The sequence below is a fragment of the Bradyrhizobium sp. UFLA05-112 genome (genome assembly GCF_053572325.1).
In genome coordinates this window covers 1-14,213 of sequence record NZ_JBANBK010000134.1, presented here as the reverse complement: position 1 = coordinate 14,213, position 14,213 = coordinate 1, and the positions used below count along the sequence as shown (strand labels likewise).

Here is a 14,213-nt window from a genome sequence, read left to right as displayed (position 1 = left end):
TTCCAATGGCGTCGACCACTTTTGCGGTCGGGAATGAACACATCGTGCTGTCGCCCGATGAATGCAATGGCATGCTGATCTGCTACAATTATTTCCAGGACCTGAAGAACCCGGTCAACGAGAAGTTCGTCGCAAGCTTCCTCAAGCGCTTCGGCGCCGACTATCCCAACATCACCGAGCTCGCGATGGGAACCTATCAGGGGTTCCGGCTGTGGGCGGAAGCGGTGAAGAAAGCCGGGAGTATCGACCGGATGAAGGTCATCGAAGCCCTCGAAACCGGCATCAGCATCGACGCACCGTCAGGCAAGGTCACGATCGATCCGCCGACGCATCATTGCGTGCTCGACGTCCACATCGCCGAGGTCGCCGACAAGAAGCTCAAGGTGCTGGAGGATTTCGCCCAGCAGAAGCCGGCCGATACCGCCGCGGTCTGCGATCTCATCAAGAATCCGACCGACAACCAGCAATATGTGATCAAGATTTGAGAGCGGATTGAGAAAGGTGAACGTGGACCTCGTTGCTCTCCTGGCAATCCAAGTCCTCTACGCGATCGCCAGCCTTGCGCTGATCAGCGTCGGGCTGGCGATCATCTTCGGCATGATGCGCGTCATCAATCTCGCGCATGGTGAGTTCCTGATGCTCGGCGGCTATGCGGCCATCGTCGCGACCAGCCACGGCATCAGCATCTGGGTAGCGATGCTGGTCGTGGCGCCCATCGTGGTGGGCCTCATCGGCGTCATCGTCGAGCGGACCATCATCCGCTTTCTCTATGGCCGCATGATCGACACCATGCTGGCGACCTGGGGTCTCAGCCTGTTCCTCGTCGGGCTGACCACGGCGATCTTCGGCAACACCACTGTGGGCATCTCGGCGCCGCTCGGCAGCTTCCAGATCGGCGCCTACCGCACCAGCGTCTACACGCTGTTCGTGATTGCGGTCGCGGCGGTGGTGCTGGCTGCGATCTTCGCCTTGATGCGCTGGACGCGGTTTGGCCTGATCGCCCGCGGAACGATGCAGAATGCCAACATGGCGGCAGCGCTGGGCGTCAATCCGCCGCGCGTCTACGCCGTCACTTTCGGCATCGGCGCCGCGCTGTCGGGCCTCGCCGGCGCGGTGCTGGCGCCGGTCTCCGGGGTGTTTCCCACCATCGGCGTCGCCTATGTCGCCAAATCCTTCATCACGGTGATCGGCGGCGGCGCTGCGATACTCAGCGGCACGGTGTCGGCATCGGCGCTGTTCGGGACCATCAACCAGATCGCGACCTTCGTCACCACGCCAGTGTTCGGTGAGGTCGCGTTGCTCGCGGCCGCTGTCATCCTGATCCGCCTGCTGCCGCAAGGGATCACCGGCCGCTTCTTCCGGAGAGGCCTGTGAACGCACGCGTGCTAAATCTTGTTGGCATCGGCCTCGTCGGCGCGGTCGGCGTTGCATTCCTGGTGCTGGTACCGCGCTTCTTCGAGCTCGACGTCGTGCTCGAGCTCACGGTCTACATGATCATGGCAATCCTGGCGCTGAGCCTCGCTCTGATCTGGGGTTATGGCGGCATACTTTGTTTCGGCCAGTCGGCGTTCTTCGGGCTCGGCGCGTATACCTATGCGATCGCGATGTTCAACATCGGAGAGAGCACGGTCCCGCTTCTGCTAGCCGTCGCCGTGCCGGCGGTCTTTGCGGCGCTGCTCGGCTATTTCATGTTCTATGGACGCATCAGCGATGTGTATCTCGGCGTCATCACGCTGACAGTGACGCTGATCCTGTTCAACTCCATCAACTCGACGGCGGGACCGGAATTCCATATCGGCTCGGCACGGCTCGGCGGCTTCAACGGCATACCCGGCATCCCACCGTTGAATTTCCCTGGCAACAAGGCTGCGCTGATCGATCTCGAAGGCATGTTCTATCTGGCGACCGCCGCGCTGCTCGCGACCTATTTTGGATTGCGCCTGCTGCTGGCGAGCCGGTTCGGCCGCATCATCGTCGGCATCCGGGAGAACGAACGGCGCGCCGAGCTGCTTGGCTATGATCCGCGCGCCTACAAGCTTGCGACGTTCACCATTGGTGGTGCACTGGCCGGATTTGCCGGCTGCCTGTTCGCCAATTGGGGCAACTTCGTCAGTCCGACGATCTTCGGTCTCGCCCAGTCGGCGCAAATCATCATCTGGGTCATCGTCGGCGGGCGCGGCACGCTGATCGGGCCGATCGTCGGCTGCATCGGTATTCAATGGCTTACCACCGCGCTCGGCGCCAATCAACCGAGTGGCGGTTCGGACCTGTGGGCCAAGATCTTCGCCAACGCGCCGCTGATCTTTGGAGTCATCTTGATTGCCTTCGTGCTTCTGGTGCCCAAGGGGCTCGTGCCGACGCTGGGCGATATCGGCCAATCGCTGCTCGCCTCGCGTGGCAAGGGAGCCAAGCGGCTCCAGCCCAAGCGGGCGGAGGAGGGCTGATGGCTGCACCGCTGCTTCAGACCCTGGACCTCAGCATGCATTTCGGCGGCGTTCGCGCCGTGCGCCAGGTCAATTTCTCGTTGGCCGAAGGCGAGCTGCGCTGCCTGATCGGTCCCAACGGCGCAGGCAAGAGCACGTTTTTCAAGATGCTGACCGGACAACTGGAGCCGACCCATGGCCAGGTGTTGTTCCGCGGCAAGGACATTTCGCACGCGCACGCCCACGACATCGGCCGGCTCGGCATCGGCATCAAGACCCAGGTTCCGAGCGTCTTCGACGGCCTGTCGGTACGGGAAAATATCTGGCTGGCGACAAACCGCCTTCATTCCGGCGATAAGGCGAGGCGCGTTGTCGACGAGATGCTGGCGCGGGTCGGCTTGACCGAAGCCGCCGAACGTCTGGTGGGGCAGCTGGCCCATGGACAGCGGCAATGGGTCGAACTCGGGCTCGTGCTGGCAACCGATCCCGATTTGATCCTGCTCGACGAGCCCGCGGCCGGCATGACCCACGAGGAGGTCAACAAGACGGCCGAATTGGTGCGCGAGATCAACCGTACCAAGGCGTTGATCGTCGTCGAGCACGACATGCAGTTCATCCGCATGATCGCCAAGCAGGTCACGGTCTTCAACCAGGGCAGCGTGCTGGTCGAAGATAGCCTTGAAAACATCATGCGCAATCCGCAGGTGCGCGACATCTATCTGGGCAAGCAGGCAGCCGCATGATGCTCGATGTACAGGGACTGCGAACGGGGTACGGCCGGATTCCGATCCTCAACGGGGTGAGCTTCTCCGTCAATGAGGGCGAATTCATCGGCATTCTGGGCCACAATGGCATGGGCAAGACCACGCTCTTGAAGGCGTTGATGGGATTTTTGCCGGCGACCAGCGGTCGTGTGATGTTCGGCCATGACGACGTCACGGCGATCGAACCCTACCGGCGTGCGCGGCTCGGCCTCGGCTACGTGCCGCAGGGCCGAGAGATCTTCCCCGGGCTTACCGTCTACGAGAATCTGCGCATGGGCTGCAGCACGCAGGACGGCGTGGAAGAAGACATCATCGCGACCGTGCTGGAGGAGTTTCCCCGCCTGAAGGCGTTGCTCGATCGCCCCGGCGGAGCGCTGTCGGGCGGCGAGCAGCAATTGCTGACGATCGCGCGCTGCCTTTGCGGCGACCCGCGGCTGATCCTGCTCGACGAGCCGACGGAAGGCATTCAGCCCTCGATCATCGACGAGATCGTTCATACCCTGCAACGGCTGCGAGCCAGGAGCGGGCTCACCATGATCCTGGTCGAGCAGAATCTGGACTTCATTGCTTCGCTGTCGCAGCGGATCCTGATTATCCAGAAGGGCGCGATTACCCGGGAAGTGTCACCGGGCGAGCTCGGCGACGCAAGCCTCGTCGGAGAATTTGTCGGTATCGCAACGTAGGCCCGCCGCACGCGGGCATGATCAGAGGGAGACCCAAGCCATGGTAGTCAGGAGACCCACACTTGATCAGCTGCGCAGCGTCGCCGAGGACCTCGGCATGCACATGGGGGATGCAGAGCTCAAATCCTACGACGCGCTGATGCAGGCGAACTACGCCGCCTACGATGCGGTCGATGCCATGCCGGACTATGTTCCGGCGGTGAAATATCCGCGCACGCCCGGCTATCGCCCCGCGGGCGAGGAGAACAAGTTCAACGCCTGGTACGTCAAGACCGAAATCAAGGGCGCCCCGAATGGTAAGCTCGCCGGCAAGAAGATCGCGCTCAAGGACAACATCTCGCTCGCCGGCGTCCCGATGATGAACGGCGCATCGACGCTGGAGGGCTATATCCCCGATACGGATGCCACCATCGTCACCCGCATGCTCGACGCCGGCGGCACCATCGTTGGCAAGGTGCACTGCGAATATTTCTGCTTCTCCGGTGGCAGCCACACGTGTGCAGCTGGACCGGTGCACAATCCGCACAAGATGGGATACTCCGCTGGCGGTTCATCCTCAGGCAGCGCAGTGGTGGTGGCGACCGGTGAGGCCGATATGGCGATCGGCGGCGATCAGGGCGGCTCGATCCGCATTCCGGCCGCCTTCAGCGGCATTTACGGCATGAAGGCGACCTATGGCCTCGTGCCCTATACGGGCGTGATGCCGATCGAGCTCACGATCGACCACACCGGCCCGATGACGGCCAACGTGCGCGACAACGCGGTGCTGCTGGAGGTGCTGGCAGGGCCCGATGGACTTGATCCGAGGCAGGGCGCTCTGAAGGTCGGAAAGTACAGCGACGAGATCGAAGGCGGCGTCAGGGGATTGCGTATCGGCATCGTAAGGGAAGGATTTGGGCATCCAAGTTCGGAGCCAGACGTCGACGCCAAGGTCAAGGCGGGCGCCGACTTGTTCCGAAAGCTCGGCGCCACCGTTGAGGAAATCTCGATACCGATGCACCTCGCTGCGCCGGCGATCTGGCTGCCGATCGCCGCCGAAGGCGCCACCGAGTTCATGATGAAGGGCAACGGCATGGGGACGAACTGGCGTGGTCTCTACAACACTACGCTGCTGGACGCCCACTCCGCCTGGAAGCATCGCGCCGACGAATTGTCCGACAGCCTCAAGATCACGATGCTGCTCGGGCAATATTTCACCAAGCACTATCGCGGCCATTTCTACGCTAAGGCGCAGAATTTGAACCGCAAGCTGCGCGCAACCTATGACGAGGCGCTGGCCAAATACGATCTGCTGCTGATGCCGACCCTGCCGATGAAGGCGACGCCGCTACCGCCCGCAGACGCGCCCCGCGAGCTCTACATCCAGCGCGCGTTCGAAATGGTTCCCAATACTGCGCCGTTCAACGCCAGCGGACATCCGGCGATGAGCCTTCCCTGCGGCATGAGCAACGGTCTGCCGATCGGTCTGATGTTGATCGGCAAATATTTTGACGAGCCGACGATCTATCGCGCCGCCGCCGCGTTCGAAGGCGCCGGCGACTGGAAGAAGATGTAACCGCACCGGGGCGGCCTGCCGGCATGCGAGCAGGCCGCCGCACCAGCAACGGAGGCGACCATGGATCTCGGATTGAATGGAAAGAGCGCGCTCGTAACCGGCGGCAGCAAGGGCATTGGGCTTGCGATCGCCGAGCTATTTGCGGCCGAGGGCGCCAACGTCGCGATCTGCGCCCGCAATGCCGACGAGGTTGGCAACGTCGTGAAGAGCCTCTCGGCGAAGGGCGTCAAATCGTGGGGCAGGGCGGTCGATGTCGCCGATCCGGTCGCGTTGAAGGGCTGGATCGATGGGGCCGCCGCCGAACTCGGTGGCATCGATACCATCGTCTGCAATGTGAGCGCGCTGGCGGTCGGCGACACGCCCGAGACCTGGGAGAAATCGTTCCGCACCGACATGATGCACACCGTCAATTCCGTCGCGGCCGCGCTGCCCTATCTGGAAAAGTCGAAATCCGCGTCGATCATCATCGTCTCGAGCGTGTCGGGCTTCGAAGTCGATTTCGCCGCCGGGTCGTACGGCGCCTTCAAGGCGGCCCTGATCCACTATGCCAAGGGTCTCAGCAATCAGCTGATCGCCAAGGGAATCCGCGTTAACGCAGTGTCGCCAGGCAACACCTACTTCGAAGGGGGCATTTGGCAGAATATCGAGCGCGGCATGCCTGATCTCTACAAGACTGCAATGTCGCTCAATCCAACCGGGCGTATGGGCACGCCGCAAGAAGTCGCTTCCGGCGTGGTGTTTCTTGCGAGCCCGGTAGCATCTCGCATCTCCGGCACCAACCTCATCATCGATGGTGCACTCACAAAGGCTGTCTAATGAGCTGCCCACCGGCTGCTGTTGCAGTTCGACGGCACGAAGGCGTGGGTTGCGCCATGCGCAGAGGGTGGTGGTCTTGAGCTATGAGGAATGGCGGCGACTGTCCCAGGTCCCCAGCTTCGGGCGCCTGCTGATGTCGGCCCCCGTGAGGGCAGGCGATCTGCCGGCGCGCAATCGCGCAAAGGTCAGCGCAGGTTGAAGCAAGTTCGGTTGCCCGCCGAAGTCTTACTCCCGCGCTATCTTCTCAAACCTCTTCACCAGCCGCTCCCGCTTCAGCCGCGACAGCCGCTGGATCCAGAACATCCCGTCGAGCTGATCGATCTCGTGCTGATGACACACGGCACGCAGGGAGTCCGACTCTTCGGTCTGCGTGTTGCCGTCGAGATCCTGATAGCTGATCCGCACGCGGGCGTGGCGCTGGACCTCGTCGTTGACGCCAGGCATCGAGACGCTGCCTTCGCGGTGCAGGATCATCTCGGGTGAAGCCGACTCGATCTCGGGATTGACGTAAGTCCGCGCGCCGTCCTTGGCGTCGAGCTCGAGCACTACGACGCGCAAGGGGATGCCGATATGCGGCGCCGTGATGCCGATGCCGGGCGCGGCGCGCATCGTCTCGAGCAGATCCTGTGCAAGCTCCCGCAACGCGTCGTCGAACACGGTCACGGGCCGCGCCGGGGTCGCAAGCCGGCGGTCGGGATAGCGGACGATCGGGCGGATGGTCATGATCTCCTGACGGTGCGGGTTCCGAAGTGATGCCGTCAAGCGCTGCTCGCACCGTTGCGCTTGCGGACTCCGCGGGCGTTCGTTCCGCCTTGGGGTTTATCGGCTCCACGGTATTTGACGTGCTCGATGAACGCGCGCAGTTTTGGCAACGCCTGACGTTTCCCCGGGTAGTACAGAAAGACGCCTGGCCCGGTGACGGCATAGGGCGTCAGCAGCGCTTGCAACCGGCCATCGGCAATCGGCGCTCTCGCGAGCGGGCCGGGCACCTGTGCGAGCCCGACGCCCTGGATCGCGGCGCCGAGCAGCGTGACATAGTCGTGCCCGATGAGCGGCCCCGATACGATCGCCTCGATCGCCTTGTTGCCGTCAACGAACGGCCAGGGCGCGATCGATCCGTTCGCGCGGCGCAGGCGGAGGCACGCGTGCTCGCGAAGATCATCTACTGCCGCCGGTTTCTTTCGCCCGCGCAAATAATCGGGGCTGCCGACGACCATGAACGGGAACGGCTGTGTCAGCCGCACCGCGATCATGTCGGGCGCGATGAGCTGGCCGAGTCGGATGCCGGCATCGAATCCTCCAGCGGCAAGATCGACCATCTCCTCGCTGGCGGCGATCTCCACCTCTATCTCGGGATAGGCGCGGCAGAACGCGGCGATCACCGGCTCCAGGATCAGCGGCACGACCGAGCGGGGAACGGCGAGGCGGAGCAGCCCGGCCGGCCGCTGTCCAAGGTCGCGCGCAGCTTCGCTCGCGGCAATCAGCTCCGCGAAGGCAGGCTTTGCGCGCGACAGGAAACGCTTGCCGGCCTCGGTCAAGCCGACACTGCGCGTCGTGCGGATGAACAGCGCAGCGCCAATACGCGCTTCGAGGGTGCGCACCGCTTGGCTGACCGCCGACGGCGTCACGGCGAGTTCGGCGGCGGCGCGGCGAAAATTGCGGTGCTGGGCCACGGCGAGGAAGGCCTCGACGCCGTCGAGTGCACTCTGCCTGATTGTGAAGTTCTGCTTCATGGCCTGTCGAGATTATCGCGGATAGTTGCTGGCCGGAAGAGGCCCTATCTATGCGCCGAGACCTGAAGCTTTCATGGAGTCCTGCAAATGACCGATGTCATCGACGGCGTGCGTGACCACTATGCGGCGAACGGCCTGACCGGGCGGCTGAAAGCTGCGCTCTCGGCCTTTGGGCCGGAGGATCAGCGGCTCGCGCCCCAGCAACTCGCGGCTCTCGACCAGTTCCACACCCGCGGCCTCGCGGCGACCGACGACCTTGCCAGGCTCGCCGGGGTCACCGCGGACACGTTGGTTCTCGATGTCGGCTCGGGTGTTGGCGGGCCGGCACGCTTTCTCGCGTCGACCCATGGCTGCCGGGTGACTGGCGTCGATCTCAGCGATCCCTTCGTCGAAGCCGCGCGCTACCTGACCGCGCGCACGGGCTTGAGCGAGCGTGTGACGTTCGAGACGGCAAGCGCGTTCGCGCTGCCGTTCGACAACGGTCGCTTCGACGTGGCGTGGCTCCAGCATGTCGCCATGAACATTCCGGACCGGGCACGACTCTATCGTGAAATCCGGCGCGTGCTGAAGGTGGGCGACAGATTTGCGACCTACGACGTCGTCTTGGCCGGCGGCGAGCCGCTTTATCCGGTGCCGTGGGCGCGAACGCCGGCGACGAGCTTTCTGCTGTCGGCCGCAGCCACGCGCGAGGCGGTCGAGGCAGCCGGCTTTCGCACGCTGGTCTTTCAGGACGACAGCGAGGCCGCCAAGGCCTGGGTCACCCAGCTTCGCGCGTCCGGACCGCAGCCGTCACCCAATCTCGGCGTGGTGATGGGGCCGGACTTTGCCCAGCTCTCGGCCAATCTCGGACGAAATCTCCTGGAGGGCCGGCTCGGCATTCTGACCGCGGTGTTCGAAGCCGCATCCACCGCCGTCTGAGGAGACACCAGATGTCGACCGCAACCATCTTCCAGATTCATCTCGTTCTCGGCTACGTCCCGTGGCTGCTCTGCTTCTTTGCGTACGGCTGGCCCTGGCTCAAATCGATGGAGCCGGTCGAGGCGCAGCGCGTCATCGCCACTCTGCACAGCTTCCGCTTCTTCGGGCTGGTCTTCCTGATCCCCGGCGTGGTCGGGCCGAATCGGCTTCGCCAGCTTCGCCGCCTATTTCGACTTCGTGACCGGACTTCTGGCGATGCTGGCGCTTCTCACGGTGCGGGTGCAGCCCCTGTTCTGGTTGTTCGTCGTCGCGTTCAATCTCCTGGGGGCAGGCGATATCCTCGTCGACTATTATCACGGCAATCAACTTGGCCTTGCGCCGCTTGCGGGAGAGCTGGGCGCTGTCTACGCGATCCCGATCATCTATGTGCCCCTGCTCATGATCACGCACGTGGCCGCGTTCTATCTGATGGCGCGTTCTCGCGGGCCGCTGGCGGTGCTTCAGGGTGATGCCGCAAGAGCGAGTTGAGTGCTCGCTGGCCCGAATGCCATTCCGGCACCTTCGGCACGGCGGCATCGCGCGAGGGCAATAGGCGGTAGCAGGCGCGCGGGTCAGCCGACCTCTATGTTCATCTCCGCGATCAGCCGCTCGCGCCCCGCCAGGGAGTTCAACGCCTTGTCACCCAATTCTCTCGCGACGAGGTTGAGCAGCGCCTCACAGAAGACGACATAGGCGCCCATGCTGTTCGAATAGAAGCTGCTGGCGTGGGGGATGAAAAAGGCATGCTCGGCGGGAGGAACGAGCGGTGACGAGCGGGAATCCGTAATCGCCATGACCGTCTGGCCGTTCGACGCCGCGACCCGGGCCACCTCCGCGACGCTGCGCGTATAGGGCGCGCAGCTGGCGACGATGACGACGTCGCCCCGGTCGAGCTGTGACAATGCCTCGGCGACGCCGAGGCGCGGCGCGTCGAGCAGCGCGACGTCCGAGCGCACCATTCCCAGGCAATAGGTGAGAAAGCTCGCCAGCGAATGGAATTGGCGAACGCCATGGACACGAATACGGCGGGCGCTCGCCAGGAGCCTCACAGCCCCTTGCAGAGCGGCTCCGTCCAGCTGTCCGAGAAATCCGTCGACATTTGCTGCCGTCTCCCGGGCCAGCTGCTCGAACGTCTGGACTTCGGCATTGCCGACGGACGGCGCGGCCATGAGCCGGCCGGCCTGGCGGCTATAGAAATACTGCTGCTCGTTGGCGATGGCCTTGCGGAAGACCGCCTGGAAGTCGCTGAAGCCTTCGAAGCCGAGACGTTTCGCCAGCCTGGTCAGCGTCGACGGATTGATGCCGAACTGATCGGCAAGCTCCGAGATCGAGCGAACCGCCGACTGTTCCGGCGCTTCCACCAGCTTTGCGAAGACATCATGCGCTTTGGCGCCGAGCGAGAAGCCTGCCTCGTCGCGGCCGATCGAGAGCGCGAGTGCCCTGAGATCCTCGATGGTGCGCGGCGGCTCCGCGACGGCTTCCTCTGGCATCACCTTAGATCCTGTTCACGCCGCGAAAGGCACCAGCCCATCCCGCATATCGAAGCGAGCTGCTTCGTGCACTCCATCGTAGACAGACCACTCGACCTTGTCAGCCCCGACCCGGAAGACGGCGCTTGCGAGCGTGTTCTCGACGTCGCTGTCGGCCGGATCCGTGCGGTAGATCGGCAATTCCGCGTCGGCTGCGTCCCACAATATGCCGAGCGCGCGGCCCTGCGGGTCCGACGGGTGCGTCTGGCCGAGCAGCATCTCGCCGCGCCGTTGTCGCACGCCGGACGAACCGGTGACGATCTGCGACATGCGCCCGGTGTCGGCATGGATCAGATGATTCGAATGGACTCGCGGTGCCCGGACCCGATCGACCGACAGGGCCCGGGCGGTGAACTCGACGCTGAGAAGCCGCTCGTCCCCGGCTTGCGCCAAAGTCAGGTGAAATGCGCCGGCGCGCGGCGCGGATTTGAGCACGGTGAGCGCCGCGTCGAGGTCCGCTGCGTCGAGTATCGCGCGGGCCAGCACCATGCGCGGCGTGCCGGCGCCGCCGGCCAGCGGCCTGATGTTGTTGACGGTCTGGACCAGCCCCTTCGATGTGGCCGCAAATGTGTGTCCCGGCAGCGAGCCCGGGTACACAAAGGCGGTGAACGCCGTGCCTCCTTCGGATGCAAGATGGGCGAGGGCGCAGTGGCCGGCAAAATCCGGGTCGCCATCCTCGTTGTGGCCGATCACATGCGCAGAGCCGGGCAATTGCACGGTCGTGCAGCCATCCGGCGCCATCGCCCAGATATCGCCGCGGCAGTTCCACAGGAAGACGTCGTCGAACGGCAGCGCCAGCCCGACGGCGAGGCCCTGCAGCTCAGCCCAGTATCTTGGAAACCGTTCCCGAACGATGGCCGCCATCTCGCCGATCAAGGGATCGCCGCGGCGCGTGGTGAGCTCGCGCCACGCAGCAGAGGTACGGAAATGGTCCTGCAGCGCCGCTTGGCCGAAGCGCCCAAGGGCAGCGCCGACATCAAATGGCGACCCTGCGACATCGATGAAGGAAAGCCGGCGGCCGGCGTCAGACGACATGTTGCAGAAACTCTTTCAGGCGAGGGTTTTGCGGGTTGGCCAGCAGCTCCCGTGGCTCGCCGTCTACGGCGATCTTGCCGCCTTCCATGAAGATCAGCCTGGTGCCGACCTTGCGGGCGAAGGCCATCTCGTGGGTGACCACGATCATGGTCATGCCTTCCTCGGCCAGCGCCTGCATGACGCGCAGCACTTCATGCCGCAGTTCCGGATCGAGTGCGGACGTCGGCTCGTCGAACAACATCAGCTTCGGCTTGACGGCAAGCGCGCGGGCGATCGCGACGCGCTGCTGCTGGCCGCCGGAAAGCTCGCTCGGATAGTGATGAGCGCGGTCGGCGAGGCCGACCTTGGCGAGCATTTCCAGCGCCCGCTTTCGCGCATCCTGCCGCGACTCGCCGCGCACGCGACGCGGGCCGAAGGCGACGTTCTCGAGCGCCGTCATTTGCGGAAACAGGTTGAACTGCTGGAAGACCATGCCGGCTTCCTGGCGGATCATGCGGACCATGCGGCCGCCGGCCTTGACGCTGATGCCGTCGACGACGAGATCACCGCCATTGATCTCCTCCAGCGCATTGATGCAGCGGAGCAGCGTCGACTTGCCGGAACCGGAGGGACCGATCAGCACGACCTTCTCGCCGGCCTCTATCGAGAGGTCGACCTCGTTGAGGATCGTGACCTGGCCGAACCGCTTGGTGACTTTCTTGAACTCCACGATGCTCACAGGATGCGCATCCTCTTTTCGGTCATCCGGAGGATAAGCGTCAGCGCGCCGGTCATGATCAGGTAGAACATCGCCACGGCGGACCAGATTTCGACGGCGCGAAAGTTGGCCGCCATGATTTCCTGGCCTTGCCGCGTGAGTTCGCCGACACCGATGACGATGAAGAGCGACGTATCCTTCAGGCTGACGATGAACTGGTTGCCGAGCGCCGGAATCATGCGGCGGAAGGCGAGCGGGCCGATGATGTAGAGAAGCACCTTCCAGAGCGGCAGGCCGAGCGCCAGACCGGCTTCCCGCAGTCCTTTATGGACGGAGAGAAACGAGCCGCGCACGATCTCGGCGATATAGGCTCCGGCGTTGACGATGATGGCCATGATCGCCGCCGCGAGCGGGTAAATGCGGACATTCGCGAGAATCGGCAGTGCGAAATAGATGAACATCACCTGCACGATGATCGGCGTGCCGCGTATGAGCTCGACATAGGCGAAGGCTATGGCGTTGAGGATAGCATTGCCGTAGGCGCGCGCCAGGCCGACGGCAAAGCCGATCAGCAGTCCGCCGGCGAGCCCCGCCAGCGCGATCAGCACGGTGAGGCGGGCACCCTTCAGGAGCTCAGGCAGGGCCTGCCAGATAACCGACCACTCGAAATCCATGAGAGCATTCCTCTAGGGAAGGCGCGCCGGCTAAAGCATGATCCGGACCCGGAGGGCCGCGTTAGCGCAAAGTGCGAAGCGGTTTTCCGAAAAGATCACGCTCAAACAACAACCTAAAGCGCGATGGCGATTTATCCTGATCTCATCGCGCTTTAGGCCAGCGCGCGCGCCACGGAACGTGGATCAGCTCTTCGGCGGCTCGGCGCCGAACCACTTCTTGTAGATGGCTGTGTAGGTGCCGTCGCCCTTCAGCTTGACCAGCGAGGCGTTGACCTTGGCGATGAGCTCGCTGCCCTTCGGGAAGGCCATGCCATATTGCTGGGCCATCATCTGGGGACCTACGGTCTTCACTTTCCCCTGGCCGTTGGTCTTGATGTAGTAGAGGACGTTGGGGGTGTCGTGCATCGCGGCGTCCGCGCGTCCGGTCGCGACTTCGAGATAGGCGTTGTCGCTGTTGGGGAAGAGGCGGAGCTCCGTCCCCTTGAAGTGCTCCTTGGCGTAGTCGGTTGCCGACGTGCCGGTCTTCACGGCCAGCGTCTTGCCGACAAGGTCTTCCGGACCTTTGATCGTGCTGTTGGTCGGCACCATCAGCAGGAAGCCGCTGTCGTAATAGCCGTCCGAAAAGTCGATGACCTTCTTGCGCTCGTCCTTGATGGTGATGCCGGCCAGTCCGACGTCGACCTGCTTGGTCTGCAGCGCCGGGATGATGCCGTTGAAGTCCATCGGCTGCAGCGTGTAGGTCACGCCGATATCCTTGGCGATGGCGGCCCACAGGTCGATGTCGAAGCCGACATACTTGTCGCCCTCCTTGAACTCGAACGGAACGAAGGCCGTGTCGGTTGCGACGATCAGGTCGCCGGCACGAGCAGGCTGGCCGAGGGCCAGGGTTGCCGCGACAGCCGCGGCGGCGGTCAGGCTGGCAAGCGCGAACTTCATTTGGGGGGTCCCCTTTGCTGGGATTGCCACAGAACCCCCACATCGTCGCACAAAATATGAAAATTTAAAGTGCATCTTTTTGTACAATGCATTTAATATTTGCACAATCAAGTGGCGCTTGATCCCCGGGGCGGGGCACCTTGGACGGAACCCCGGTTGGGTTCCGGATGGTTGAGTGCGAGTGATCGAGGCACGCGGCATCGAGGGCACTTGGTGCGGCCTACTGCGCCCTGACCCGCTGACGGTGAGCGGCCTGTTTGGCGCGATTGCCACAGATGGCCATGCTGCACCAGCGTCGCCGATGACCACGGGTGTGGTCGGCGAAGAGCAGCGTGCAGGCTGGTCCTTCGCAGGCCTTCACGTTTGAAAAATCTTCCACGCAGACGAATTGTGCCAGTGCCTCTCCAATGG

General features: G+C 63.6%; 16 protein-coding genes and 1 pseudogene. 9 read left to right on the top strand and 8 right to left on the bottom strand.

What is annotated here, in order from left to right:
• The 7 genes from SO180_RS39985 to SO180_RS39955 all read left to right on the top strand — a co-directional run.
• Positions 1-485, top strand: a 485-nt coding sequence (locus SO180_RS39985) for a transporter substrate-binding protein (protein WP_449384284.1), incomplete at its 5' end; no start/stop codon positions are given.
• Between the two features lie 22 nt (positions 486-507).
• Positions 508-1,374, top strand: coding sequence for a branched-chain amino acid ABC transporter permease (locus tag SO180_RS39980; RefSeq protein WP_449384285.1), 867 nt, complete (start codon positions 508-510; stop codon positions 1,372-1,374).
• Positions 1,371-2,444, top strand: coding sequence for an ABC transporter permease subunit (locus SO180_RS39975; RefSeq protein WP_449384283.1), 1,074 nt, complete (start codon positions 1,371-1,373; stop codon positions 2,442-2,444). The genes SO180_RS39980 and SO180_RS39975 overlap by 4 nt, the downstream gene beginning before the upstream one ends.
• Positions 2,444-3,166, top strand: coding sequence for an ATP-binding cassette domain-containing protein (locus SO180_RS39970; protein WP_449384282.1), 723 nt, complete (start codon positions 2,444-2,446; stop codon positions 3,164-3,166). The genes SO180_RS39975 and SO180_RS39970 overlap by 1 nt, the downstream gene beginning before the upstream one ends.
• Positions 3,163-3,870, top strand: a complete 708-nt coding sequence (locus tag SO180_RS39965; protein WP_449384281.1) for an ABC transporter ATP-binding protein — start codon at positions 3,163-3,165, stop codon at positions 3,868-3,870. The genes SO180_RS39970 and SO180_RS39965 overlap by 4 nt, the downstream gene beginning before the upstream one ends.
• 40 nt (positions 3,871-3,910) lie before the next feature.
• Complete coding sequence (locus SO180_RS39960; protein WP_449384280.1) at positions 3,911-5,425, top strand: amidase; 1,515 nt, start codon at positions 3,911-3,913, stop codon at positions 5,423-5,425.
• Between the two features lie 60 nt (positions 5,426-5,485).
• Positions 5,486-6,241 (top strand): SDR family NAD(P)-dependent oxidoreductase, encoded by a 756-nt coding sequence (locus SO180_RS39955; RefSeq protein WP_449384279.1) that lies wholly within the window; start codon positions 5,486-5,488, stop codon positions 6,239-6,241.
• Between the two features lie 225 nt (positions 6,242-6,466).
• On the opposite strand, the gene SO180_RS39950 is transcribed toward SO180_RS39955, so the two are convergent.
• On the bottom strand, positions 6,467-6,964 hold the full coding sequence (locus SO180_RS39950) for a peptide deformylase (protein ID WP_449384278.1): 498 nt from the start codon (positions 6,962-6,964) through the stop codon (positions 6,467-6,469).
• A gap of 35 nt (positions 6,965-6,999) precedes the next feature.
• A complete protein-coding gene (locus tag SO180_RS39945) occupies positions 7,000-7,974 on the bottom strand; it encodes a LysR family transcriptional regulator (protein ID WP_449384277.1) in 975 nt (324 codons plus the stop codon).
• A gap of 87 nt (positions 7,975-8,061) precedes the next feature.
• Between SO180_RS39945 and SO180_RS39940 the strand changes: the two genes are divergently transcribed.
• A complete protein-coding gene (locus SO180_RS39940) occupies positions 8,062-8,892 on the top strand; it encodes a class I SAM-dependent methyltransferase (RefSeq protein ID WP_449384276.1) in 831 nt (276 codons plus the stop codon).
• Between the two features lie 11 nt (positions 8,893-8,903).
• A pseudogene (locus SO180_RS39935) lies at positions 8,904-9,420 on the top strand (hypothetical protein).
• A gap of 83 nt (positions 9,421-9,503) precedes the next feature.
• On the opposite strand, the gene SO180_RS39930 reads toward SO180_RS39935, so the two are convergent.
• From SO180_RS39930 to SO180_RS39905, 6 genes are all read right to left on the bottom strand, one after another.
• Positions 9,504-10,421, bottom strand: coding sequence for a MurR/RpiR family transcriptional regulator (locus SO180_RS39930; protein WP_449384275.1), 918 nt, complete (start codon positions 10,419-10,421; stop codon positions 9,504-9,506).
• 15 nt (positions 10,422-10,436) lie between these two features.
• Positions 10,437-11,495 carry a C45 family autoproteolytic acyltransferase/hydrolase gene (locus SO180_RS39925; protein WP_449384274.1) on the bottom strand — a complete coding sequence of 353 codons (1,059 nt, stop codon included), beginning with the start codon at positions 11,493-11,495 and terminating at the stop codon, positions 10,437-10,439.
• Complete coding sequence (glnQ, locus tag SO180_RS39920; protein WP_449384273.1) at positions 11,485-12,213, bottom strand: glutamine ABC transporter ATP-binding protein GlnQ; 729 nt, start codon at positions 12,211-12,213, stop codon at positions 11,485-11,487. Before glnQ ends, SO180_RS39925 begins: the two co-directional genes overlap by 11 nt.
• On the bottom strand, positions 12,210-12,866 hold the full coding sequence (gene glnP, locus SO180_RS39915) for a glutamine ABC transporter permease GlnP (protein ID WP_449384272.1): 657 nt from the start codon (positions 12,864-12,866) through the stop codon (positions 12,210-12,212). Before glnP ends, glnQ begins: the two co-directional genes overlap by 4 nt.
• 183 nt (positions 12,867-13,049) lie before the next feature.
• Complete coding sequence (gene glnH, locus SO180_RS39910; protein WP_449384271.1) at positions 13,050-13,802, bottom strand: glutamine ABC transporter substrate-binding protein GlnH; 753 nt, start codon at positions 13,800-13,802, stop codon at positions 13,050-13,052.
• Positions 13,803-14,022: 220 nt separating this feature from the next.
• Positions 14,023-14,213 (bottom strand): CGNR zinc finger domain-containing protein (locus SO180_RS39905; protein ID WP_449384270.1); only part of this gene is annotated, 191 nt, incomplete at its 5' end.

Bases quoted from the DNA above. Each gene is read 5' to 3' on its own strand.
- glnP (WP_449384272.1), bottom strand. From the start codon at position 12,866: ATGGATTTCGAGTGGTCGGTTATCTGGCAGGCCCTGCCTGAGCTCCTG.
- SO180_RS39965 (WP_449384281.1), top strand. From the start codon at position 3,163: ATGATGCTCGATGTACAGGGACTGCGAACGGGGTACGGCCGGATTCCG.
- SO180_RS39970 (WP_449384282.1), top strand. From the start codon at position 2,444: ATGGCTGCACCGCTGCTTCAGACCCTGGACCTCAGCATGCATTTCGGC.
- SO180_RS39955 (WP_449384279.1), top strand. From the start codon at position 5,486: ATGGATCTCGGATTGAATGGAAAGAGCGCGCTCGTAACCGGCGGCAGC.
- SO180_RS39950 (WP_449384278.1), bottom strand. From the start codon at position 6,964: ATGACCATCCGCCCGATCGTCCGCTATCCCGACCGCCGGCTTGCGACC.
- SO180_RS39945 (WP_449384277.1), bottom strand. From the start codon at position 7,974: ATGAAGCAGAACTTCACAATCAGGCAGAGTGCACTCGACGGCGTCGAG.
- SO180_RS39940 (WP_449384276.1), top strand. From the start codon at position 8,062: ATGACCGATGTCATCGACGGCGTGCGTGACCACTATGCGGCGAACGGC.
- SO180_RS39925 (WP_449384274.1), bottom strand. From the start codon at position 11,495: ATGTCGTCTGACGCCGGCCGCCGGCTTTCCTTCATCGATGTCGCAGGG.
- SO180_RS39930 (WP_449384275.1), bottom strand. From the start codon at position 10,421: ATGCCAGAGGAAGCCGTCGCGGAGCCGCCGCGCACCATCGAGGATCTC.
- SO180_RS39960 (WP_449384280.1), top strand. From the start codon at position 3,911: ATGGTAGTCAGGAGACCCACACTTGATCAGCTGCGCAGCGTCGCCGAG.
- glnH (WP_449384271.1), bottom strand. From the start codon at position 13,802: ATGAAGTTCGCGCTTGCCAGCCTGACCGCCGCCGCGGCTGTCGCGGCA.